The organism is Crocosphaera sp., assembly GCF_030064895.1.
Taxonomy (GTDB): Bacteria; Cyanobacteriota; Cyanobacteriia; order Cyanobacteriales; family Microcystaceae; genus Crocosphaera.
Map to the genome: position 1 here is coordinate 23,656 of NZ_JASJEB010000120.1, position 25,517 is coordinate 49,172.

Consider the following 25,517-nt stretch of genomic DNA (forward strand, 5'->3'; position numbering starts at 1 on the left):
TTAATTTTTATCAATAAACTCTATTTTTTGTTGACTTTATAAGTAAAATACACTAGGGATAACCCAAATAAAAAGTGACCAAATCTAGATTTGGTCACAGTGAATTGAGACAAGAATTAGGGAACTAACTGAACAGGAAACCCTTGATCCCGTAGCACTTCAGCCGTTCCTCGTCCGGGTTGATAATTGTAACCCCATTGACCACTATCATGGAGAATTTGGGGAGTTAATAAGACAATGACCTCTGTGCGATCGGAAGTATCCGTTTGGCTTCTGAATAAAGCCCCAAGAAGAGGAATATCCCCCAATAAAGGAACCTTACTGGTAACAGATTGGTCCGTTTCAGCAATAATTCCTGAAAGGATTAAAGTTTGACCATCTCGCAGACGAATCAAGCCAGAACTCAGTTCTCGACGCTGTAGCAAAGTTAAAACGTTTGTACCGCCATCACTCCCACTATCAAACACCTGTTGTGAGCCAGGGGAAGCAACGGTGGGACTGACGGTGAGATTGATGTAACCATTGTCGTCAATTTTATCCACATCGATAGTCAAAGTTAACCCTGCATCTTGTAAGTCTGGAGTTGTGGTCCGCACACCACTAAGAGGATCAACCTGAGTGGTGATGTTTTCAATCACCTTTTGGGTGAGTTTAACCGTTGCCTGTTGTCCTTCTTGTACTACTAGGGTTGGATCGGTCAAAACCTTAGCATTACCACTCTCAATGGTGGTTTCAATTTGTGCTAAGAAACGTTGAGGGAATTGGAAGAAACTGGGAAGGGCTGAGGTTGCATCAGCTAGGGTTCCAGGAGTAACAGTTATAGTTACCAAACCGTCTTCATCTATCTCTCTTAGAAACATATCCGGTGTCCCTCGAGTAAACTCAGTAATCCCTGTAATCGTAGGGTCCATAGAGACACCAGCCACTCCACCAAACACTTGAGCATCGGCTGGGAAACGTCTTATCTCTTGTCCGAAGTCCCGGAAGAAATCGATTTCCTCAACTCCTCGCCCTTCTCCTGGAACAATGGTAGGGCGATCAAAATCGAAGAAAATATTACTTCCGCTCAAAGGGTTAGGAATAACAGGGGGATTAACGACCCGACTCGGGGCATTGTTAAGATCCTCACCACTAACAGGACTAAAGCCTCCAAACCGCAGTACAGCAGTACCATCATCTTGAACCACAAAAGTATCCCCAGAACCGAAAGAAAAGCTACTGCTAAAGGATTGATCGTTGGTGAGGATGACATCCACTATCTTGACATTAACAGCTACTTGACGGCGACGAGCATCCATTTGCGTCAACAAAGAGGTAGCCACTTGAACATCACGGGGTTCTCCCACTAAGGTAATAGTGTTGAGACGATCATCAGAGGAAACAGTCAACCCCTTCAATAACATAGGACCACTTGCTCCGTCACCTGCTGCTGATGTCAAAGATTCTAACTCACTGGGCAGTTCTCTCCGTCCTACCACCCTTTGGGTTAGGGGATCGATAATGTCTTCTGTTTGGGTAATTAATCGTTGAAACTCTGCCCCTTGGGAAGCTAAAAACACCCCAGCGTTGGAAGAGGCAACTTGGTTGAGACGTATGGTGCGACTAACTAAAGTGCGGGCAGCTTGGGGTAACTGAGAACCCACAAACACAGTCCTTCCTCTGCGGTTGGCTTGTAGTCCCGAAATCATCAACACAGCATTAAAAACATCTTCTACCGGTTCATTTTCTAAATCTAGAGATACTGTGGCTTCTGCGGCAGCTTGTCCCTGTCCCTGGCCTTCACCTCCCCCTGGAGTATCGGTAAATACCAAATTCATCCCAGCAAAACGGGCTAATACTGCTAAAACTTCCCTGGCCGGGGCTTCTCGTAGAACCAACCGTGGCACAATGACACTACTGCCCAAATCGATTTGACTAGCCCCTGCGTCAATATTGGAAATAGCCATGTCTCCCACCGGTGGAGCGATGGCCCGTGGTAGAGTGGGGGCTACGGGCATAGTGGGTTGTAAGCTATCGGGAATAGAAGTACCATTGGACCTGATAATCACTTCAGGATTAGGCACTAGCACCTCTGAGTTACTGCCAGGAGAACGGATTGGGGCTGGACTTGGAGCCTGAAAAGTTTGTCCTGGGGCTTGGGTATAGGTAGGAGGTGCCGGGGAATAGTTAGGCATTTGAGCAAGGAAGGGAGAGGAAGGAGTTGATTTTGACTCCCATAACTCAGCAGGCATAATTGAACTGCGATCGCCTTGGCTTTTGCTCTCTTGTTTTGCTAGTTCAGCACTAAGTTTTTCAAATAAAGAGGGGGTTTTACGGAGCATCGCATCCTGTTGTTTATCCCCTATACTTTCATATTCAAGACTGTGAGCAGAAAACTGAGAGTCTTCAGCGGCCATTAAGGGTTGATGGCCCAATAGCATGAGCAAGACTCCACCGGTCATAAGCGGGTAACGATAATGTTTCACGGTTCACTCCATGTTTTACACACACAACACACACACACACAAGTATCAGTTAAAACTGTTAGTGACTATTTTGACACAATCGAGATTTTAGGTCAGGATTTCAACCAGAGATTATTGTTGCTCTGATTGTTCTCCTTCCTCTGGGCCTTCTGCTTCGGAGTTTAACTTGGCCAATTCTTCAGGACTTAAGGGTAAGATTGCATCTAAAGTGAAACTGGTTTCTAAAGCATTGTTGCCTTGAGATATAGCTTGTCCTGTGGCAACGCTTTCCCCTCCTTCTTGCTTAATTTCCACAATCTCAATGGTAAACTGTTCCTTAACCAATTTAGAGTTTAATCCCGTAATCACTAATAAGGGTTGCAGTCGCTCTAAGTCTCTGAGAAGACTTTGGGTTGAGACAAAATCTCCTCTGATGGTTAAGTCAAGTTTCTGACTTTTTAGTCGATCGTTGGCGCCTTCTCCTAGAGAACTATCCCTCACTACTGTGATGCCCCCGTTGGGACTAAAGCTGACTAATTTGGCTTGGTGTTTTTGCACCAATTGATTAATATCGAAAAGTATGGTTTTCAGGCTTTCCTCGCTAGAAAACAAAGACAATACGTCGCTTCTTAGGGCTTCGGACTCTCTCAATTTTTGCTCAGCTTCTAACATTTTTTGGCTGAGTTCCCCTGATTGTTGCTGTGCCACTTGTCCCTGTTTTTCGGCTTCGGTGGCTTTGAGTTCAGTATAATTGTCATAAGCTGGCTTGACAAAATTGAAGCCGACATAGATCGAACCCAATAATCCTAAGACCCCTAAACAAATACCACTGATTTGTGGGGTGAATGTGATGCCAAACGCAGTTGGATAACTACTGCCAACTTCGTCAAAATCGACATCGGTTTCCGTGGAATTAAATTCTTCTGAAAAGGTCATGGTTTCAGCACTCCTTTATCTTCAAGGGTTCTAATACGATTGACAAGACCGACCGCACCACTACGAGCAAAGTCTTGTAATAACTCCGATGACGGGCGATCACTAATTGCCGTGGTGATAGTATATTTAACCCCCTGAGGAAATTCGACTTCGAGATTTTCGGGAATATTTTCGGTTTCTAGGGGAAAGTCCTCTAAACTAGCCGTTTTAATCACGGTTTTTTCTGCGTCTAGCAGGGGAGAACTTTGTAGGCTTAACAAAAAGTCATTGAGATCATCATAATTCAGGGCATAACCAGTAAGGGTTACTTCGCTGTCTGTTTGGACAATGGAACCTAACTGAACATTGGGGGGAACTTGGGCTTCAAGTTCGCTGAGAATAGCTGACCAGGGACGAATTTGATTAAAGACCGTAACTAAAGACTGAATCTCTCGATCATTTTGCTCAACTTTGGCATTAATCTCTTCTATATTTTTGTTTTGTGCGCTTAATTGTCCCAGTTGATTTTCTAATTCTTGGATGCTTTGTTCTGTTGAAGAAGATAACTGATTCAAAACCAATAGAGAACTGGCTGTGATCGCAGGTAAGATTACCATAACGGCCCCACCAATCAACAGGGGAATTTGTTCTTTTAACGAGGACTCACGAGATTCGGGAACCAGGGTTGCTTTCGTTTTGCTCTCAAGATTACGATCTTTAAGAAAATTAATATCTAAACTATACATAGATTACACCTCCCGTAATCCTAAGCCTAAAACAGTTCCTAATGCTGGCCGTTGCACGGCTGGAATGTCCTTATCCATTTCTAAGGATAAAGCAGCGATGGGATCAATTTGCATGGTCGGCAAACTGAGACGATTGGTAAAGTATTCATCTAATTGTACTAAACCTCCTCCCGGGCCGGCTAATAATAATTGAACCACTTCTAGTTCTTCACTTTGGTTTAAGTAAAAGTTAATGGAACGACGCAACTCGTCGGTTAATTCTCCTAAAACTCGCATCAAGGCTGTCATCCCTGGATTAACGGCGGTTCCTTGGGTTGTTAAACTGTCAAACTGGGTGACAGGAATGGTCATTCCTTGCAGAATTTCTGGGTTACGAGAGGCTGGTAAATTCATGGCCCGTGATAGGGCATTTTGCATCTGAAAGGTTCCAATGGGAACGGTTCGAGAAAATTGGGGGACTCCATCAACGACAATGGCAATTTCTGTGCTATCAAATTCTACATCCACCAAAACAGCAGCTTCGCTAGATCCGAACTGTCTTAGTTGTTCGCGAATAGTGCGAATCACTGAAAAACTGTTGATTTCTAACACATCAACTTCTAATCCTGCTTGGCCGAAAGTTTCCCTGTAGGAATCTGTTACTTCACGACGGGTTGCCACTAACAAAACTTGTATTTTTTCGATGCCATCCTCGTCTTCAAAGAAGCCCAATTTTTGATAGTCTAAATCGACTTCTTCTCTGGGATAGGGTAAATACAAGGCTGCTTCATGGTTTAAAACCATCTCTCGTAATTCTGCTTCGTCTAATTCGGCAGGAACGGGGATGATACGGATAATGGCTTCTCGCATGGGAACGGCAGTAGCAATCTTTTTCGCTTTAATTTTATGTTCGGCAAAAAATTCCTGAATCAATTCCGCTAACCCTGGAGAATCGACAATTTTCCCCTCTTCAAAAATGCCTTCAGGCACTTCTGTACTGCAAAATTTGGCTATTTTATAACCTTGACCTTGTTTGGCTAGTTTCGCTAAGTTCAGCCTCTCGGGAGTGATTTCTAAACCAACCCCGTCGGACTTCCCCGGCAATAAACCGCCAATTATATCTTGGATACGGCTTAACATATATTTACTAAATTAATCTTGACCGATGTTTTAATGGATAACCCTAAAAAGCAATGTTGACCGAAATCACATTGTAGTGGTTACGGTTCTAATGTAACTCAATTTTTTCTAACATCCCAGGTTTAAGGGCAGTCAGAAGTTCCTCATAGCAGTTTTCAATTGGGTGTATCAAAATCTGGGTTTAGTGAGGGTGGGGAGTGTGATAGGGGTGGGTAGTGTGGGGCGTATTTTTCTTTGAGTTTGTAATCGATGCAAATGAAAATTGCTATCACTACGTTCCGGAGCTATCACACAGAAGTCAGAAGTCGGAAGTTATTTTTTTTCATAATTTTTGTTTCAAGAGTTTTTATTTATTCCTAAAAACTTGCTAGAAAAATCATTTGATTGGGCAAAATTATTCTAGAACTATAGAAGTTTCGCATTGACAAAAAATAAATATTATGTTTTCAAAGAATTAACAGAAAAACTTGACTAATCTAACTCACTTAAAAAAAATTAACTTAAATACTTCCCCTCTCAGGAAAAATCTGTTAAGATACATTAAGAGTACAAGGGGCAAGCCAGTAACCCGAACACCATCTTTAGCTTAAAGGCTATACTAGAGGATTTGCTTGGTTTTTCGCCCCAGTGGAAGATAAGGGGTAAAACCAAATAATACATGGGCAACAAGCCAACTATTGCTATATCTCACCTCGGTTGTGAGAAGAATCGTATAGATTCGGAACATATGCTAGGCTTACTAGCAGCCAAAGGCTACAATATCGATGCTAATGAAGAGTTAGCCGATTATGTTATAGTCAACACCTGTAGCTTTATTCAGGAAGCCAGAGAAGAGTCGGTTCGCACTTTAGTAGAACTAGCCGAAGCCAATAAAAAAATCATCATCTCTGGTTGCATGGCGCAACATTTCCAAGAGGAGTTACTAGAAGAGTTACCCGAAGCAGTTGCTTTAGTGGGGACAGGAGACTACCAAAAAATTGCTGAGGTGATTCAACGGGTAGAAACAGGAGAAAGGGTTACAGAAGTTACTCAAAACCCCACTTTTGTCGCTGACGAATCCACGCCCCGTTATCGTACCACCAATGAGGCAGTTGCCTATGTTCGAGTGGCAGAAGGGTGTGATTATCGTTGTGCATTTTGTATTATCCCTCATCTGCGAGGTAATCAGCGATCGCGCTCCATTGAATCTATTGTAACCGAAGCGCAACAATTAGCAGATCAAGGGGTACAAGAGATTATCCTTATTTCTCAAATTACCACAAACTACGGCCTAGACCTTTATGGAAAACCAAAACTAGCTGAACTATTAAGAGCATTAGGAAAAGTAGATGTTCCCTGGGTTCGTATCCATTACGCCTATCCTACAGGATTGACAGAACAGGTAATCGATGCCATCAGAGAAACCCCAAATATGTTACCGTATTTGGATTTACCTCTGCAACATTCCCACCCAGATATTTTAAAAGCCATGAATCGTCCCTGGCAAGGGCAGGTGAACGATAAAATTATTGAAAAGCTAAAAAAATCAATTCCTAATGCCATTTTAAGAACCACATTTATCGTGGGATTTCCTGGAGAAACAGAGGAATATTTTGAGCATTTAATAAAATTTGTACAACGACATAAGTTCGATCATGTGGGAGTTTTCACCTTTTCCCCGGAAAAAGAAACCCCTGCTTATCAAATGGAAAATCAAATTTTACCAGAAATTGCTCAACAAAGACGCAACTATCTAATGGAAATACAACAACCTATTTCTGCTCAAAAAAATCAAAATTGTGTTGGACAAACAGTCGAGGTATTAATTGAACAAGAAAACCCAAAAACTCAAGAACATATTGGACGTTCAAGTAGATTTGCTCCCGAAGTTGATGGCGTTATTTATGTTGAAGGAGAAGCCCAGTTAAACTCAATCATTCCTGTCAAAATAACCCATGCTGATACTTACGATCTCTATGGAAAAGTTATCTAAACAGAAACCTTAAATTCTTTAGACATCCCAGTGGAAACTAACAGTAACTTATGCTAAAATAAGTAACAATAATAAGCAGTTTGAAAAGCCACTATAAAAAAATCTAGCTGCATCTTGCTAAATGTTTAAACCATAGTCAACTTAACCAAGAAAGCGACCTTATGACCATTTCCTTCGAGAACTTAGGACTATCCGAAGCCCGCGTAAATAAGTTACAGACTCTAGGATTTGAGAGTCCTACCGAGATTCAACAAAAAGCGATTCCCTTAATTTTAGAACGCAACGATATATTAGGACAATCCCAAACAGGAACAGGAAAAACCGCAGCCTATTCCTTACCAATTCTTGAGCAAATTGATACTAAAAATCCTAATGTTCAAGCCTTAATTTTAACCCCAACCCGTGAACTTGCCCAACAAGTTGCTGAGGCGTTAAAGGATTTTATAACGGAACGTCGTCTTTACATTTTAACAGTCTATGGCGGTCAATCTATTGAAAGACAAATCCGTAGTTTAGAACGAGGAGTACAGATTGTTGTTGGAACGCCGGGACGAGTTATCGACTTATTAGAACGTAAAAAATTGGTTCTAGACTGTTTGCGTTGGGCGGTTCTCGATGAAGCAGATGAAATGTTAAGTATGGGCTTCATTGATGATGTAAAAACTATCTTGAGAAAAACCCCTGAAACCCGTAATACAGCTTGTTTCTCTGCCACTATGCCCCGAGAAATAAGAGAGTTAGTTAATCAGTTCCTCAAGTCTCCCGTTACCGTATCAGTAGAACGCAAACAAGCAGCCCCCACACGAATTGAACAGCATCTCTATTATGTTCCTCGGGGATGGTCAAAACGGAAAGCCTTACAACCAATCTTAGAGATGGAAGATCCTGAGTCAGCCATTATCTTTGTTCGTACCAAACAAACTGCTTCAGAATTGACCACCAGGTTACAAGAAATTGGTCATAGTGTGGACGAATATCATGGCAACCTTTCCCAGTCTCAACGAGAAAGATTAGTCTATCGCTTTCGGGACGGGAAAATTAAATTAGTGGTAGCCACGGATATTGCAGCGCGAGGCTTAGACGTAGAAAATTTGAGTCACGTTATTAATTACGACTTACCCGATAATAGTGAAACCTATATCCACCGTATCGGTCGTACCGGACGTGCAGGAAAGACAGGAACAGCTATTTCCCTAATAGAACCGATTGATCGCCGTATGGTACGGCAAATTGAGCGGAAACTGCGGCAAAAATTGGAAACTTGCAAGATCCCCAGTCGCTCTCAAGTTGAGGCAAAACGCATCGAAAAACTGCAAAATGAAATCAAGGAATCCTTAGCAGGAGAACGGATGGCCTCATTTTTACCCTTGGTACGGGAATTGAGCGATGAATACGATCCTCAAGCGATCGCTGCTGCTGCCTTACAGATGATCTACGATCAAGACTGTCCGGACTGGATGAAAACGGATTGGGAAGTACCCGAGTCCTCCACACCAAAACCAGTTATTAAGCGCAAAGGAAAATACAACTCCAATCATTCTAAGCACGGCAATTCTAACCGAGGTAATCGCAGGACAGTTAGTCATCCACAAACTCGTTAGAAACTAACAAGCATTTAATTTTTATGGCTCCTATCTCACCGATAGGAGCTTTATTTTTTGTTCCTGTAATTTGCTAACCCCATCTAAATAAATATTTTAGTTCAGTTGAGTGTCGGGATAATTTTTATGGGGAATAGAAAAGAAACATAAGCACAAATAATTTTAAATAAAAAACAACCAAACTTATTTTTAAGGATTATCAATGTGTCTAACTCTATTTAGGAACTTTTTTCAAAGATTTGAATTCTTAGTGAACTTTAATTTGAATCTTTGAAAGTTCACAAAAAGTATATTAGATACATCTATTTTTTAAGTAGATACTCTAATCTTAACTAATGAAATAGATGAAATTAAGTGATTTTACTATTGAATTGTTATTTAGTAATTTTTATAATTTTGTACAGATGGTTGCTAACAGTCACCAGCACACAATATTGATACTCATGAAAAAATTCATCCATTCTTTATTTATTATTGGGACAGCTGCGTTAACTCTTGGCATCTTTGTGGAGAATAGACCAGCTAAAGCTTTAACCTTTGCCTTTTCTCAATCGGGATGGGGGGGCGACCCCGACGCAGAACTAACAGTAACATTCTCAGGAGAGGACATAAATGGAAACAATATCATTGACTCGGCGGAAAATGAAGTTTTTGCCTATGAACTGAACTTCTTTAAAGGAAACTTAAGTTTCGTTGATTTTACTCATGGTCTGAATGAGTTATTTTTTCTTCAGTATGAACTAGGAGAAACTTCTGCTACTATTGTTTCTTCTGGCACTGCTTCTGGTATTAATTCTAATTACAATAGTCAAGGAGGATTCAACAACAACGGTGCCATTGGTCAAACCGGTCAGCCTAATAGTATTACACCTCCACCTGATGAAACAGTTAATATTAAGGAAGTTCCCGAGTCTAGGTCCTGGATAGGATTAATGCTTTTCAGTTTAGGTGCTTATTTTAAGAGAAACATAAGCACAAAGAGTTTGAACGAAAAAGCTACCACATTGATTCCTAGCGACTTTCAGTGTGGTGTTAGTAGTAAATAACCGTTTTGGTTGACTTTAGAAAAGTTTGTGAGGATTGAGAAAAATTAATCCAGCAATAACTAATACAGCAGTAGTTAAACTATTTTCGGGGACACTTTGTGGAGTAGTATCATTTGAAGCCACCCTAACATTATCAAAAAAAGTACTTTCTGAGTCGGCAGAACCAAGTGAATCGGTTGATTGACCATTTGCACCTAAATCAAAATTAATGGCAAAGGTTTTTGCTTCTAACATATCTTCTAAACTTTCCCCATTAGAGGAATTGAGAACAATTGTTGCTAAGTTTAAGTTCCCTACAGCGGGTATATCAACATAGTCATCGCTGTAAATACTAAATCCATATTCACGTGGTCTATTTGTTGAAGGATCTATTGCCCATTGAGAGAATTCCGCTCCTAACATACCAGTGTTAAGGTCCAAGGTAAACGAGGTAGTTGTTGGCAAGTCTTCTGTTTTTGTAACCAATTCGTGATCGTAATCTATATCTCGATAATTAGTTAATCGAAAATCTGTTAACGACTCAAACCCAATTAACCTGTTATAAGCGTCTACGGAGCTATCGTCCCATTCTAATGACAGATTACCTACTATATTGTCCTGATCATCAAATATATTCAGACCGAGTGATGCAGCTTTAACGGTGCTAATAGGGGCAAGACTTAAAACAGCACCCATACCTATACCTAGTATTCCTAGAGAAGCTTGTTTGATGTTCATATTCTATTACTCTTAAATGGTCAGTTCTGTTTCTGGACCTAGCTTAATTATGAAACTGTTATTTATCAATGTTTAAAATCACTATTAGTATATGATTTTGATCATCGACGATTTATAATAGATATGTTAAATAAAATCGGTCAAAATATTATTATTTTTATAGCTTTATCCTCAGTAAATATCCTGAGATAAGTCAAGTCAATATTAAGTAATTTTACTGTTGACTTGAATATATTGCTTTTGCCCTAGACTGTAATCTTTACATTAACTCACGAGAGTAGAATAGTTAGAAAATAAGCTAATAATATCTAAATGACTTTTGATTTATATCTCTTAGAAGGTATTAGATACTTTTTGTAAAGTCAATCTTAAGAAAACTCTAGGGGATATTAGCCTAGTTTAATAAACAAAATAATGAAATAATTTACCCTAATAACTGTAGTTTACCTAACGCAAACTACTTAATACTTAATATCTCGTTTGATAATAGTTTATTACGCCAACTATTTTATGACTTTAATGATAACAGCATGGTTTTCTTTTTCTCCTTGTTTATTGTGGGATTCTTTTAGATAAAATTCTACTTTAATCGTGTCTAGTTCCTCTATTGAATAAGAATGCGGAAAAAATCTACTCATTATCTGAGGACGTTGCGTTATTAAATCTAGTTTTTCTTCTCCATTTATATAAAGTTCCCAGTTGATTATTAAATGTATTTTAATCTTATTTTCTTCACCAAGGTTTTGTAATTCATTTACCCTTAATAACTCGATTATTATTAAATCAGGTATATTGGTAACTATGCTTAAAACAGCAACCTTCGCATCAATTAAGGGTGCAACATCCGTAATCAATGTTTTAAACTGCTGATAAGTATCCTCAATTCTTTGTCTTACTTTATCACTAATGTTTTCAAAATCTCCATTGTTATAAATAGATTTACATTCTACAATTGTTAAACAGTGTTCTGTTAACCAAAATAAATCAACTTCAGCAAAGTTATGTGTTTCATCTTGTTTAGTTAATTCTCCTCCTAGTTGAGTGTAACTTGACCATTTAATTTGAGAGAGAATATTAATGGACATGAGAATAGCTAATCCACCTGTTTGAAACAATTTTAGTGCTAATTCATTAAGTTTATAAGTGATGGTTTCATGTTTATCAAAAGGCAACAGAAACAACTCACCACATCCTTTACATTCATTAACTTCGTTAACTTCTTCTAATGAGTAAAAATTAAGCAAATTGCAAGTAGGACAATTAGCAGAATAACCACGATTTATTAATGATTTTTCTACGAAATTAGATAATTTTTTTGTACATTTTACCTGTGCTTTTCTTTTTTGTGATTTACTCTGTGATTCCCAATGACAATCTGTTATTAAATATTTGATTAAATCACCAAAATTTAATAACTCTTTAGCTTTATATTTTAAGAAAGCACTAAGAATATCTGCCCCTTCTTTATCAATAAGAAAGATTGCTTTTTCAATTCCTCCAAGAGGAAATTGACTAATAGGTGGTATTAATATTCTTCCTTGGGCAAATTCCGCAATTCTATCATTAATAATAGGATGATATTTTCCACTAAATGGTTCAACTTTTTCGATAATATTTTCATCTATTTGTCTAGAAGAAAAAATAAAATCTGGATTAATTGAACTTAAAGCAAATTTTAGTTTTTCAAGTTCTTCCTCATTACTAGGAATGGGAAAAATAGCATTCGCAAAACCTCCCGAAATATGGGTATAAAGTTTTACTGCATCAAGAATATTTCCTCCATTTGCTACTAAATAGACTAAACGAAGAAGAGAAGATTAAATATCAATACTTGCTAATTGCATCTTGTGTAAAAAGATTCTAATCTGTTAATACAATCAAGATTTTATGGCAAATCCAAACAACTCATAAAGAGCGAAGGATTTTCCCTGTTTGCTCTGGGAAAAATCATAAGTTACTTTTTCTATAATCTTCAAAGAATTAAGGCGGCACCCAGATTCGAACTGGGGATAAGGATTTTGCAGACCCCTGCCTTACCACTTGGCTATGCCGCCGTTTTAGACACTCTTACAACTATAGCAAAGATTGTTCAACGAAGGCAAGAGCTAAATTAAAACAAAACCTAAATTTTTCTAAAGAAACGTAACAGTGATCTTACCTAGAAAACCCACTTGTGCAGTGGAAGAAACTGACATAAGGTCTCTTACCATCGGTTCAACGGTGAGTATAGACTGAAAATGGAGGTGAGGCGTGTCAATAAAAAGCCGTTCTTTGTTTACTTTACGCCCAAAAAATCCTAATGAATAAAACTTACAAACTACTGGTCGGGACAATGTTATTGTTGGGATTAAATACTGTATCCTTAGCTGAAAAGGCCGATGCAGCGAATCCTTTTACACAATTTTATAATAACACTTGTGTTCCTGAAGCGAAAAAAGTGGGGTTAACTGAAGCAGAAGCAACCCAAATTTGCGAATGCACAATTAAAACATTACGACAAAAATACTCCACTGAAGCGTTTGCAACCCTTTACACCCAATATACAAATGGGGATAATACAGCCAGAAGAACCCTAACCCGTTATGGGGAAACCTGTTCTCAGGACGTTCTGGATGATATTCTTTGGGAAAACTAAACCCAAAAATGATGATCTTCTGGATCAATAATTAGGGAAATTTCGTCATCCATCCCCATAAGCTGAAGACTTTTTTAAGATTGGTTTTCAGCTAACTTTGTTATAACCATAAGATAGGTGTGAGTAAGGCAAACGTATGAGATCATCTTGGCGAGAACAGTTGAATATATCCCGTGTGGCCATAAAATACGCACGAGTAACCGTGTTTATAGCGATCGCAGTGGCAGTAGCAGGGATATTTGCTTTTAGTTCCCTCAAATACGCCTTATTTCCGGAAATTCCCTTTCCTGTTGTCATTGTTCAGGGAACTGCACCGTTAGAAACTACTTTAGAGACTGAGAAACAGTTAACCAACCCTCTAGAAACCTCTTTGCGATCGCTGGAGAATGCGGAACTGTTTTCTTCTACGTATCCTGGGCAAACTATCATCAATGTAGCTTTTGCAGCCGGTTTGAATCTAGATCAATCGACGCAAACGGTTAAAAACTACCTCGAACAAGCAAGTTTACCTTCTGATAGCACCATAGAGGTTACACCGTTTAATCTGAATGAGTCGGTAGCTGTAACCTATGCTATTTCCAGTGAGACGCAACCAGTAAACATTTTAGCATCTATTACTCAAGAAACAATTATCCCTTCCCTGGAAGCGGTTCCAGGGGTGAGACGGGTTGATTTATTAGGAGATAGTTCTTTAAGAGATGCAGATAATAATAGTTTAAATACTAATCCTCCGACATTAACTCGTTTAAATCAAGAGGATATTTTAGCGGTTCAAGTGATTAAAAAAGCTGAGGGGAATACTTTAGATGTGGTTGCTGCTGTAGAAGAAGAAATTAGTAATTTGAGAGAAAATTTCCCAAATATTCGTTTAGTTATTGCCGAAACTCAAGCAGATTATATTAAAGAAGCAAGTCAAGCTACTTTAGAAGCGTTATTAGGGGCTATTTTTCTGGCTATTTTAGTTATTTTTCCTTTTTTACGTAATATTCAAGCTACTTTAATTACTGCCTTAGCTATTCCGATGTCATTGTTAGGAACTTTTATTGTGATGGCGGTGGCAGGGTTTAATTTAGAAACAATTACATTATTGGGTTTAGCTTTAGTTATTGGTATTATTGTTGATGATGCTATTGTGGATGTGGAAAATATTTCTCGTCATATTGATGAGGGAATGAGTCCTAAACAAGCAGCAATTAAAGGAACAGATGAAATTGGCTTAACTGTGTCTGCTTCAACTTTAACTTTAGCGGCAGTGTTTCTTCCTATTGCTTTGATTGGGGGGAATTTAGGACAATTTTTTAAACCTTTTGGTATGACTGTAGCTGCTGCGGTTTTAATCTCTTTATTAGTGGCAAGAACTTTATCCCCAGTTCTAGCGATGTATTGGATTAAACCGAGAAAAAGAAAGGTAAAAAATCAACAAAAACCGTTTATTTTAGTTCCTATATATAGACGTATTTTAAATTGGTCTCTATACCATCGTAAAGCAGTTATTGGTATTGCTTTAGTAAGTTTTGTTGTGGGTTTAGGGTTAATTCCTTTTATTCCTCAAGGGTTTGTTCCTAAGTTAGATCGAGGAGAGTTTAATGTTATTTATACTTTGCCTAATCCGAAAATTCCCAATCGTTTAAAAATACCTCAAGAAAGTGACAATAATCAGCCTTCTTTATTTCAAGGTTTAATGGACTCTCCTGAACGCTTTTTATTGGGCAGAAATTATCGAGTTGGTAGTAGATTAGAAGGGTTAATTTTAGAAGAAAATAATGTTGAATCAGCCTATACTATTGCCGGTTATCAAGGTAATCCTCTTAGGGGCAGAATCTATGTTCAACTTAAGGATAATCGGACTTTAAGCACTAGCCAAATTCAGGAAAAAATCAGAGAAAAGTTGCCACAGTTGAAAGGAGGAAGTATTAGTGTAGAGGATATTCTTTTTATTGAAACTGGTGATGATAGTCCTTTTAAAATTGCTCTACTCAGTAATAATTTAGATAGTTTACAAGAAACAGCTAATAAATTAAAAAATCGCTTAGAAAATATCTCAGGATTAGTAGATATTAAACTATCAGCTAGTACAGAAAATGCAGCTATTGAGCATTTTCAACAACAAAGAGTAATCTATTTAACGGCTAATTTATCTGAAGGAATTGGCTTAGGAGATGTTACCAAAAAAGTGATAACAATTGCTGAAGAAATGTTACCTAATGATGTTACTTTTGATATTCAAGGTGCATCAGCACAAGTACAGAGTATTTTTCAAGAATTTGCTATGGCTTTATTCTTCGCTATTCTGTCGATGATGGTGATTTTATATTTGACTTTTGGTCGCTTTTTAGAGTCTTTTGTGGTACTTTTATCCTTACCTTTATCTGTTGTTGGGGCAATGTTTGCTTTATTAATTACTCAAAGCGATTTTGGTATGATATCTTTAATTGGGTTAATATTCCTGTTAGGATTACTGGATAAAAATGCGATTCTCTTGATGGATTATACCAACCAATTAAGAGAACAGGGAATGAGTCGTCATCATGCTATCCTCAAGACAGGAGAAATCAGATTACGACCGATTATTATGACCACTGCATCAACTATTTTAGGGATGCTTCCTATAGCAGTTGGTTTGGGTGCTGGTGCAGAATTAAGACAACCCATGGCCGTCGCTATTATTGGGGGTTTAATTACATCTTCTGTGTTAAGTTTAATTGTGGTTCCTGTACTTTATACTTTATTAGAAGATGCTTGGGAAAAACTTGTTTTCCCAAAAATGAAACGAGTTGATAATTAATTAGGGTTGAGGTTATATCATTAATAATGAGAAAAAAATCTGCGATCGCATTAGGAAGTAATCTAGGAGATTCCTTAAACATTTTAGAGACAACAATCACCTTGTTATCTCAACATCCTTGTCTTGAATTAATAAACTGTTCACCTTGGTATCGAACCACTCCTATCGGACCACCTCAACCAGATTATTTGAATGGTTGTGCTATCTTAGAAACCAGTTTAAACCCAGAAGACTTATTACAAACTTTACTCGCTATAGAACAAAAATTTGGGCGTATTCGTAGAGAAAAATGGGGTCCGAGAACACTGGATTTAGATTTATTATTATATGATGATTTAATCTTAGATACTCCTAATTTAACGATACCTCATCCTCTAATGTTAGACCGAGCATTTGTATTAGTTCCTTTGGCAGATATTGCAGTAACTTGGGTTCATCCTATTACAAAAAAAACGATCCAAGAACACCTTAACGGGTTAAACTGTGAAGGTGTTCAACCATTAATTAGTTAAGTTTATGTCAACAGAAAAGGAATTACCGACTTATATAGAACAACAGCTTTTTTATCGAGGCAGAAAATTCAATTTTGATGTCAATAAATTACGTTTACCCAATGGGGTTGAGGGGAACTGGGAATGTATTCGTCATCCTGGAGGGGCCTTAGCTGTTCCTATTACCAAAGAAGGGAAATTAGTATTAGTTAAACAGTATCGTTTTGCAGTAGAAAAAAGAATTTTGGAGTTTCCTGCCGGAACTTTAGAAGTTAACGAAGAAGCAGCAATTACTATTAAAAGAGAAATACAAGAAGAAACGGGTTATGAAGCCAAGAAATGGGATTTTTTAGGAGAGTTTCCTTTAGCACCTGGTTATTCTGATGAATATATTTATGCTTTTTTAGCACAGGAATTAGAAAAGTTAGAACACCCTCCCGAACAAGATGATGATGAAGATATTGAGGTTATTCTAATGAGTTTTGAGGAATTTGAACAAGGTATTATATCAGGAGAAATTATAGATGGTAAAACTATTGCTAGTTTTTTCATGGCTAAATTATTTTTAGAAAAAAATAGTAACGTGAGTTAAGAGTTCGGAGTTCAGAGCTATGATTTATATAAACTATAATTATGTGAAAAGGTGGGCAATAGTTTTAGCTAAATCATTAATTTATTCAACTGGTTTCTTTGCCCACCCTACGCTTTTTGTTCCATTTAGCATTGGTTCCCCGTCGTTAATGTTTAAACTCTGTTTAACTTAACTGCAAGTTTTTGAGAAAGTTATAGATCAATAAAATGATTAAGTTATCACCACAAGGTTATTCTATAGTTCTATGATTTTCCTGATTTTAATTGAAGTAGAACTGTCATTCCGAGGAAATTAAGAACTATGGCACTAGATTTATCTTTAATTGGTAAAGCATTAACTCCTTTACTTAAACCTACCGCAACTTTGACTTATAACAAAGTTATTGGTAGAGAAATATTAGAAAAAAGGGAGTTAAAAGAAACAGCATTACAGCCAATTTTGGAAAAAGCTACAGAAAAAGTTTTAGACGTTATACAAGAATATGATGACCCTGAAAGTCATCCTATTTGTTCCTTCCTTCTTTCCCCTGAAGCAGAACAGATTATTAGACAGGTTTATAGTGCTTCAAGTTTGGATAATAAAGAAAATAATTTAGATACAATTGAAAGAGAATTTTTACAAGCTTTTTATTTATATACAGGTATTGATGACAGTAGTTTTGAACAACAAAATATTAAAATTTTTGATATTTTAGTCGAAGGATGCGAACAAGTTTTAACGAATGCTATTGATAAAGGAAGATTGTCTGCTCATGAAGCTAAATCTAACTTACGTCATCGTCTTCTTGTAGATGAATTACGCAATATTCAGAGAGTTTTAGATTGTTTAGATAAACAAGATAAATCAACGGTTCAAGATATCTTAAAATTTGAAAAAGACTATCGTAAGCAAGTTGCTAACCGTCACGGTTATATTAATCCTCCCTTTGTCGATGCAACTAAAAAAATTCCGATGGATGAGATTTATGTTTGTCCTAACTTTCTTCCTAACTATTATTCTAGTACAACAGATTCAGAAAATTTATCAATAACTGAATTTTATAGTATATTACATCGTACCGTGCTATTAGGTGATCCTGGCGGTGGAAAATCGACTTTTTCACAAAAATTATGCTATGATTTGGCGACAAAATATGAAAATAGATTATTAGCTGATAGACAAGTTACTCCTTTTTTAGTTATTTTACGAGACTATGCTTCGCAAAAACAACAAAGATATTGTTCTATTTTAGAATTTATCAACGATAATATTAAAGCTGATTATCAGATAACATCTGTTCCAACTGATGCGGTTGAATATTTATTGTTAAATGGTCGTGCTGTGGTTATTTTTGACGGTTTAGATGAATTAACCAATACAAGTGATCGCCAAAAAATTCGGGATGATGTAGAGTCTTTTGCTAATTTATATTCTTCTGTTCTTATCTTGGTTACTTCCCGTGAAGTGGGTTATAAAGAAGCACCTTTAAATGAGGAGATATTTAATAGTTTTAGCTTAGGATCTTTTAATGATAAACAAGTTAAAGAGTACACAGAAAAATGGTTCAAAGTAACAACAGATGAGACAGAATATAAAAGAACTAAAAAGGTGGAAGCATTCCTTAATGAAAGTAAAGGAGTTCCTGATTTACAAAAAAATCCCTTAATGTTAGGACTAATGTGTAACATCTATCGAGGAGAAGGATATATCCCGAGAAATAGACCAGATGTTTATGAAAAATGTGCGGATATGTTATTTGAAAGATGGGACAAAAGAAGAGACATTAAGTTACCTAGTTCTATCCAAAATATTCAATCACAAATTAAACCCACTATCATGTATTTAGCAAATTGGATATATAGTGAACAATCATTACAAGGGGGAGTTATTGAACAAAAGTTAATTAGAAAAGCATCAGAATATCTCTTAAAACGTCGCTTTGATGATCCTGACGAAGCAGAACAAGCAGCAGGAGAATTTGTCCATTTTTGTCGTGGACGTGCTTGGGTCTTTACTGATGTAGGAACCAATAGAGATGGAGAGAATTTATACAAGTTTACCCATCGAACTTTTTTAGAATATTTTACTGCTTGTAGTTTAGTTAGAAATAGTAAAAGTGTAGAAGTATTATTCAATATACTGTTAGAAAAAATTGCTAATCAAGAATGGGATATGGTTTGTCAATTAGCTTTTAAACTACAAGATAAAAAGACAGAAGATGGGGGAGATGAGTTATTAAATAGTTTAGTTGATGAAATAGACAAAGCTAAAGATAATCTGGAAAGACAAGGTAATTTATTAGATTTTGCTGTCAGATGTTTAGAGTTTATTGTTCCTAGTCCTAAAGTGACTAAAAAGATTACTAAAGCTACTATTGATTATTGTATTACTTTGGGATGTTTAGAGCAATTCAATCGGATAAAATTCAATCATATCGATTATGTTAGTCCTAAAAAAGTATTAGATCATCTTAGTCAATCAAATGATGAAAATATTTCCTCTATTTTAGAGAAAAGTGAATCAATTTTAATAGCTTATCTCAACAATGGTGATGATTATAAAAAGATTTTGGCATTAGAAATTTTAGATTACTATTCCCCTAAACCTTTGTTTAATTTGAGAATATTGGAACATATAGAATTAAGTTGTAAAAATAGTTTATTAGAATTGCTGAAAAAATCTATTATTCCGCATACATATAGATACCTTATAAATAAAATAGTCTCAATTGATGACTTATTTAAATGGCATGGATTTGAAGGTTTATTTCAAACATATAACTATATTCTTTTTCCTAGCTATGTTATGCCTATTATTTTTAAAATTTTTGATCATATTTTAAACATTGAATCAGAAGAAAAAATGCAAAAATTATCAATTATTATTCAAACTTTAGAAGAGTATATAATGCTAAAAAATAAGCCAATTATTTCAATAAAAATCAAGAAGAAAATTAAGAGAAAATTTTCGTCAAAGTGGTTTTTTGAATTTTATCAATTTCGTGGCAATTATGTTTTAGATTTTGATTATGTTTTTGTGCTTTCTTTATTAACAATGATTTTTTTGGAATTAAATAATTTTCCTTTTTTAAATAATCTGAATAAATTTAGGGATTATTCAAAAAAATCAAAAAAAACAGGTATTTTCAATAGTATTTCCTATACGTTTGTTGCGAGATTTAAACCAAAATACATTAAGAAAGTACAAGATGAATTAGATCATTGTAAATTTACACCCGAACAACAAGCATTAATTTGGCAATGGGTAAGAAGAGAAATTGACTTTGTTGAGAAACCTCAAGACTCAGAAAATATTTATTTTGAAGAAAACTAATGAATCAACTTATATCAGAGAATATGGCCACCTAACCCATCCTACAGAGTTGAAAAAAGCCTTTATAATGAAAGAAAACAATTAATTTTAATTATGGAAACTATCTCAACCACTGAAGTTACGCAAACCTTTCCATCAATCATTAGTAAAGTACAAAAAGAACCTGTTATCATTCGTGAAAATGATTGTGAGGTAGCTGTGATAATGTCTATAGAAGATTATAAAAAATTAACTGAAGCTAATATACAGAAACTTCAATTATTTAGAAAAAATGTAGCTAAAAAAGCTAAAAATGAAGGAGTTAAAAAAGAGGAATCAAATAAAAAAGAAACAACAGAAACGAACCCGATAATTGATCGCAAAGCTTTCCTAGAATTACCGATAGAAGAACGTAATCGCATTTTAAAAGAACAAGTAGAAGCAATGGAAGAATACTATAAAACAGATTCTGAATGGCAAGACTGGGTTAATATTGATCTTGGAGACATTGATGAATAAAGATCCTAAACGGGGTGAAATTTGGCTGGTTAATTTAGATCCGACTATTGGTGTAGAAATCAAAAAAACTCGGCCAGCAATAGTTATTAATTCTAATATAATAGGTAAACTTCCTCTTAAATTAGTTGTCCCTATTACTGACTGGAAACCCGTCTTTTCTAATAACCTTTGGCATCTTCGTCTAACTCCCAATTCAGAAAATGGATTAAGAAAATTATCAGCAGCCGATGCTTTACAATTAAGGAGTATTGATCAAAGAAGATTTATCCGTCAATTAGGTATTTTGTCAACTTCAGATTTACAAGAAATTATCACAGCGATCGCTATTATTATTGAATACCAAACACTGCTCTAAATGCAACTAACACTATTACCATAAATCAGACTAACTACTAATTTACCTAACTATAAATTGAGTAAAAATTGTACAGAAATAAATCAAAAATTTGATAATCAAACTTTTTTACAACAAACAGGATGCTTATGTTACAGTATTAGAGGAAAAATGAATTATATTATTAAATGTCTAATTATACCTTTGTTTTCCTAGAAATATTTTCCCAAGAAGGGGGAATACAAGCTTATGTTAAAGATGTTCTCAAAGCTTATTTATCCCTTATAGAAAATTCATCTAATTCACCAAAAACAGATATTTTTTTATTAAGAGATGCACCAGACTGCAATAACCCCTTAACCAGTGAATTAATTAATTATTATTACTTGAAAACCCTTCCTCCCTGGCAAGGAAGAATAAAACTTGCTATAAAATTATTAATACATTTACTTACAAAACGCCCCAAAAGAGTCTTTTGTGGACATATAAACCTTGCCCCATTAACCCAACTGTTTTGTCAAACCTTGGGTATTCCCTACACCGTTTTAACCTATGGGAAAGAAGTCTGGACAACCTTACCCAAAGGGCAACAAACAGCCTTAAAAAATGCAGATTCTATCTGGACAATTAGTCGGTATAGTCGTGACTGTTTATGTCAAGCAAATGATATTAATATTAACAAAGTAGAGATTGTTCCTTGTATTGTAGATGGACAACAATTTACCCCAGGAGAAAAACCCACCCAACTGATAGAAAAATATAACTTAGAAGATACAAAAATATTAATGACTGTTGCTAGATTATGGTCAGGAGACATTTATAAAGGAGTAGATGTTACAATCAGAGCATTACCGAAAATTTTACAATCTTTTCCTAATGTTAAATATGTTGTTATTGGTAGAGGAGACGATCGCCCCCGTTTAGAACAATTAACCAAAGACTTAGGAATCAGCAATCGCGTCGTTTTTGCAGGGTTTGTTGCCACCGAAGACCTCGTTGACCATTATCGCCTGGCCGATGCCTATATTATGCCTTCCCAAGAAGGATTTGGTATTGTTTACCTAGAAGCCATGGCCTGTGAAGTTCCCGTATTGTCAGGAGATGCTGACGGTTCAGCCGATCCCTTGCAAGATGGACAGTTAGGTTGGCGAGTTCCCCATCGTGATCCCGATGCAGTAGCGCAAGGGTGCGTTGAAATCTTAGAAAACAATGATAAACGCTGTCAGGGAGAGTGGTTGAGACAACAAAGCTTAGCCAAATTTAGTCCAGAAGCATTGTCAAAAAAGTTAGCCCAATTGATTTAAAATCGATTGACTATTATCTATGGAACAGGTTAATTAGAGGATAAATATGAGAAAAACCTGAAAAGAAACTGAAAAGTATCAACAAATATTACCTTAGACGTTGTAAGTCTCAATTTTAATCGATATCATAGGAAAAGTATTGTATTAATTACTTCTCACCCGGTCTAACCATCAATCATTATGGAAAGTATACAACTCATCAACATTGGGTTTGGCAATATTGTTTCTGCTAATCGAGTTATCGCTATTGTTAGCCCAGAATCAGCCCCCATTAAACGTATTATCACCGATGCTCGCGAAAGAGGTCAACTAATCGATGCTACTTATGGTCGTCGGACTCGTGCCGTAATTATGACTGATTCGAGTCATGTGGTTTTATCCGCTATACAACCGGAAACCGTAGCCCATCGTTTTGTCGTCAATAAAGAAGCCCCTCTCAACAGTAATTAACCTCTATTTGGCTAATTTTATGGCATCAGGAAAGCTAATCGTTTTAACCGGCCCAAGCGGTGTGGGAAAAGGTACATTGGTACGCGCGTTATTAGCGCGTCGTCCCGAACTTTATTTATCGGTGTCTGCAACCACTCGTTCTCCCCGTGAAGGAGAAATAGAAGGGAAAGATTACTATTTTTTAAATAAGAGTGCCTTTGAAACCATGATCGAGCAAAACCAATTATTGGAATGGGCAGAATATGCCGGTAATTATTATGGAACTCCCCTGACTAAGGTTGAAGAAAAAATCAACCAAGGTTTAATGGTACTTCTAGAAATAGAAGTAATTGGGGCGACGGCCATTAAAAAAAGCTTTCCTGATGCTTTAAGAATTTTTGTTTTGCCTCCCTCATTAGAAGAATTAGAACATCGTTTAAGAAGTCGAAAAACAGACGCAGAAGCAGCAATTTTAAGCCGTTTAGAACGGGCAAAAGAAGAATTAAAAGTGAGTGAAGAATTTGATAAGCGTATTGTTAACGATGATTTAGAAGTCGCTTTACAGGAACTTGAAACGACTATTTTTTCCAATTAAATAAGTTTATTTTTTAGGGTTTAACGGCCGTTGAACCCTATATAAATCTATAGTCAAACCTATAAACAAATTTACCATGCTCAAAATTGCTAAACGATTAATTTTAATTTTCTGTCTTAATATTACCCCGATAAAAGTAACTGCTCAGGATACTCCTATTTACGATTATCAATCGATTTTTCACCCTGTAATTAGCAAAAATGGTATGGTTGCTTCTCAAGAAGATTTAGCTACTCAAGCCGGTTTAGAAGTCTTAAAAGAAGGAGGAAATGCCATTGATGCAGCAGTAACAATTGGCTTTACATTAGCAGTTACTTTACCTCGCGCAGGTAATTTAGGAGGCGGAGGATTTATGTTAATTCACTTAGCTGATCAACAAAAAACTGTTGCCCTTGACTATCGAGAAAAAGCTCCCTTGGCAGCAACTGTTGATATGTTTCTTGATGAAAATGGAGAAGTTGATCAACAAAAAATTAAATTTAGTTATCAGGCAGCAGGAGTTCCAGGGACGGTTGCAGGGTTAGCAATGGCCTTAGAAAAATATGGAACAATTTCTCTTAAACGAGCCTTACAGCCTGCTATTGAATTAGCAGAAAATGGTATGATCGTTGATGAAGATTTATATAATTCTCTGGTCTTTGCTAAAAGAAACTTACAGAAATCTCCCGCCAGTTTAGCTATTTTTTATAAAGCCGATGGTAGTCCTTATAAAATCGGAGAAATACTCAAACAGCCAGACCTAGCCAACAGTCTTAAATTGATCGCAAATCAAGGAATTGAAGCCTTTTATCAAGGGAAAATTGCCGATAAAATAGTTAAGGATATGGAAGCTAATAATGGCTTAATTACTAAGGAAGATTTAGCGAAATATAAGCCAATTATTCGCGAACCAATAGAGGGAACTTATAGAGGACATAAAGTTTATTCAATGCCTCCTCCAAGTTCAGGAGGCGTTCATCTTATACAGATGTTGAATATCTTAGAAAAATTTCCCATTCAATCTTTAGGACATAACACTGCTTCGACACTTCATTTAATGGTTGAAACCATGAAATTTGCCTACTCAGATAGGTTTAGATTCATGGGAGACACAGATTTTGTTGACGTTCCTATTAATCGCTTAATATCGAAAGAATATGCTAATCAAATAGCCCAAAAAATTAATTTAGATCAAGTAATTCCCAGTAAAAATATTCTTCCACAACCCGTATTTCAATCTAATGAAAGTACAGAAACAACCCATTACTCGATCATGGATAGTTATGGAAATGCCGTTGCTAATACATATACTTTAAACTTTAGTTATGGTAGTGGTTTAACCGTCCCAGGAACTGGTATTTTATTAAACAATCAAATGGATGATTTTACCGCCAAACTTAGAGCCTCTAATGCTCATGAACTTATCGGGGGAAAAAACAATAGTATTGCCCCAGAAAAACGGATGTTAAGTTCTATGACTCCCACCATTGTTATGAAAGAAGGGAAACCTTGGTTAGTAACAGGAAGTCCAGGAGGAAGTCGTATTATTACTACCACATTACAAATTATTATGAATGTTATTGATCATGAAATGAATATTGCAGAAGCTACCAATGCAACTCGTATTCATCATCAGTGGTTTCCCGATCAAATCCGTTTAGAAAGGGGATTTAATGGTGATACCATTGACTTATTAGAAAACAAAGGCCATACAGTTAAAAGCAGCTTTGCGATGGGAAGTACCCAAAGTATTATGTCTGAAAAAGGTCAATTTTATGGTGCATCTGACCCCCGTAGACCAGGAGCATTAACATTAGGATATTAGCCTAAATTGCACGAGTTGAGAATCACCTTGGAGTTCATCTAGCCTGCATTATTCATGAGAGAATTGAGAACAAGCCTGAAAGCCTTATATAATAAGGAATATGGAGATTTGACCCCAATAACAGTCTGTAATTTTTATCTATTACTAACTATTGATTATTTAATGATTAAAAATAAGA

20 protein-coding genes and 1 tRNA gene are annotated in these 25,517 nt (G+C 36.4%); 14 read left to right on the plus strand and 7 right to left on the minus strand.

Going from position 1 to position 25,517, the window contains the following annotated elements:
- Window positions 1-116 precede the first annotated feature (116 nt).
- From QNJ66_RS22575 to QNJ66_RS22590, 4 genes are all read right to left on the minus strand, one after another.
- Window positions 117-2,465, minus strand: a complete 2,349-nt coding sequence (locus QNJ66_RS22575; protein WP_366146311.1) for a secretin and TonB N-terminal domain-containing protein — start codon at window positions 2,463-2,465, stop codon at window positions 117-119.
- 111 nt (window positions 2,466-2,576) lie between these two features.
- The gene (locus QNJ66_RS22580) at window positions 2,577-3,380 is read right to left on the minus strand and encodes a pilus assembly protein (protein ID WP_300510894.1); all 804 of its coding nucleotides are present in this window, start codon (window positions 3,378-3,380) and stop codon (window positions 2,577-2,579) included.
- Entirely contained in the window at window positions 3,377-4,105 is a 729-nt protein-coding gene (locus tag QNJ66_RS22585; protein WP_300510895.1) for a PilN domain-containing protein, read from the minus strand. Before QNJ66_RS22585 ends, QNJ66_RS22580 begins: the two co-directional genes overlap by 4 nt.
- A gap of 3 nt (window positions 4,106-4,108) precedes the next feature.
- A complete protein-coding gene (locus QNJ66_RS22590) occupies window positions 4,109-5,224 on the minus strand; it encodes a type IV pilus biogenesis protein PilM (RefSeq protein WP_300510896.1) in 1,116 nt (371 codons plus the stop codon).
- Between the two features lie 658 nt (window positions 5,225-5,882).
- On the opposite strand from QNJ66_RS22590, the gene rimO reads away from it, so the two are divergent.
- The 3 genes from rimO to QNJ66_RS22605 all read left to right on the plus strand — a co-directional run bounded on the left by rimO (window position 5,883) and on the right by QNJ66_RS22605 (window position 9,843).
- Entirely contained in the window at window positions 5,883-7,196 is a 1,314-nt protein-coding gene (rimO, locus tag QNJ66_RS22595) for a 30S ribosomal protein S12 methylthiotransferase RimO (RefSeq protein WP_300510897.1), read from the plus strand.
- A 161-nt stretch (window positions 7,197-7,357) separates the two neighbouring features.
- Window positions 7,358-8,797: a DEAD/DEAH box helicase gene (locus QNJ66_RS22600; protein ID WP_300510898.1), complete on the plus strand. Its 1,440-nt coding sequence runs from the start codon at window positions 7,358-7,360 to the stop codon at window positions 8,795-8,797.
- 443 nt (window positions 8,798-9,240) lie between these two features.
- Entirely contained in the window at window positions 9,241-9,843 is a 603-nt protein-coding gene (locus QNJ66_RS22605) for a PEP-CTERM sorting domain-containing protein (protein WP_300510899.1), read from the plus strand.
- 15 nt (window positions 9,844-9,858) lie between these two features.
- On the opposite strand, the gene QNJ66_RS22610 is transcribed toward QNJ66_RS22605, so the two are convergent.
- From QNJ66_RS22610 to QNJ66_RS22620, 3 genes are all read right to left on the minus strand, one after another.
- Window positions 9,859-10,560 (minus strand): hypothetical protein, encoded by a 702-nt coding sequence (locus tag QNJ66_RS22610; RefSeq protein WP_300510900.1) that lies wholly within the window; start codon window positions 10,558-10,560, stop codon window positions 9,859-9,861.
- A 503-nt stretch (window positions 10,561-11,063) separates the two neighbouring features.
- Window positions 11,064-11,804: a hypothetical protein gene (locus QNJ66_RS22615; protein ID WP_300510901.1), complete on the minus strand. Its 741-nt coding sequence runs from the start codon at window positions 11,802-11,804 to the stop codon at window positions 11,064-11,066.
- A 739-nt stretch (window positions 11,805-12,543) separates the two neighbouring features.
- A tRNA-Cys gene (locus QNJ66_RS22620) sits at window positions 12,544-12,614 on the minus strand.
- Window positions 12,615-12,859: 245 nt separating this feature from the next.
- Between QNJ66_RS22620 and QNJ66_RS22625 the strand changes: the two genes are divergently transcribed.
- The 11 genes from QNJ66_RS22625 (at window position 12,860) to ggt (ending at window position 25,339) form a co-directional block, all read left to right on the plus strand.
- A complete protein-coding gene (locus QNJ66_RS22625; RefSeq protein ID WP_300510902.1) occupies window positions 12,860-13,195 on the plus strand; it encodes a hypothetical protein in 336 nt (111 codons plus the stop codon).
- 136 nt (window positions 13,196-13,331) lie between these two features.
- A complete protein-coding gene (locus QNJ66_RS22630; protein ID WP_300510903.1) occupies window positions 13,332-15,980 on the plus strand; it encodes an efflux RND transporter permease subunit in 2,649 nt (882 codons plus the stop codon).
- Window positions 15,981-16,006: 26 nt separating this feature from the next.
- Complete coding sequence (gene folK, locus QNJ66_RS22635) at window positions 16,007-16,492, plus strand: 2-amino-4-hydroxy-6-hydroxymethyldihydropteridine diphosphokinase (RefSeq protein WP_300510904.1); 486 nt, start codon at window positions 16,007-16,009, stop codon at window positions 16,490-16,492.
- Between the two features lie 4 nt (window positions 16,493-16,496).
- Window positions 16,497-17,063, plus strand: coding sequence for an NUDIX hydrolase (locus QNJ66_RS22640; RefSeq protein ID WP_300510905.1), 567 nt, complete (start codon window positions 16,497-16,499; stop codon window positions 17,061-17,063).
- A gap of 300 nt (window positions 17,064-17,363) precedes the next feature.
- Entirely contained in the window at window positions 17,364-20,375 is a 3,012-nt protein-coding gene (locus QNJ66_RS22645; RefSeq protein ID WP_300510906.1) for an NACHT domain-containing protein, read from the plus strand.
- 93 nt (window positions 20,376-20,468) lie between these two features.
- Window positions 20,469-20,873, plus strand: a complete 405-nt coding sequence (locus tag QNJ66_RS22650; protein WP_300510907.1) for a type II toxin-antitoxin system Phd/YefM family antitoxin — start codon at window positions 20,469-20,471, stop codon at window positions 20,871-20,873.
- Window positions 20,866-21,228 (plus strand): type II toxin-antitoxin system PemK/MazF family toxin, encoded by a 363-nt coding sequence (locus QNJ66_RS22655; protein WP_300510908.1) that lies wholly within the window; start codon window positions 20,866-20,868, stop codon window positions 21,226-21,228. Before QNJ66_RS22650 ends, QNJ66_RS22655 begins: the two co-directional genes overlap by 8 nt.
- A 167-nt stretch (window positions 21,229-21,395) precedes the next feature.
- Window positions 21,396-22,511 (plus strand): glycosyltransferase family 4 protein, encoded by a 1,116-nt coding sequence (locus QNJ66_RS22660; RefSeq protein WP_300510909.1) that lies wholly within the window; start codon window positions 21,396-21,398, stop codon window positions 22,509-22,511.
- A gap of 180 nt (window positions 22,512-22,691) precedes the next feature.
- Entirely contained in the window at window positions 22,692-22,961 is a 270-nt protein-coding gene (gene remA, locus QNJ66_RS22665) for an extracellular matrix/biofilm regulator RemA (RefSeq protein WP_300510910.1), read from the plus strand.
- 19 nt (window positions 22,962-22,980) lie between these two features.
- Window positions 22,981-23,535 (plus strand): guanylate kinase, encoded by a 555-nt coding sequence (gmk, locus tag QNJ66_RS22670; protein ID WP_300510911.1) that lies wholly within the window; start codon window positions 22,981-22,983, stop codon window positions 23,533-23,535.
- A gap of 76 nt (window positions 23,536-23,611) precedes the next feature.
- Window positions 23,612-25,339, plus strand: a complete 1,728-nt coding sequence (gene ggt, locus QNJ66_RS22675) for a gamma-glutamyltransferase (protein ID WP_300510912.1) — start codon at window positions 23,612-23,614, stop codon at window positions 25,337-25,339.
- Window positions 25,340-25,517 lie beyond the last annotated feature (178 nt).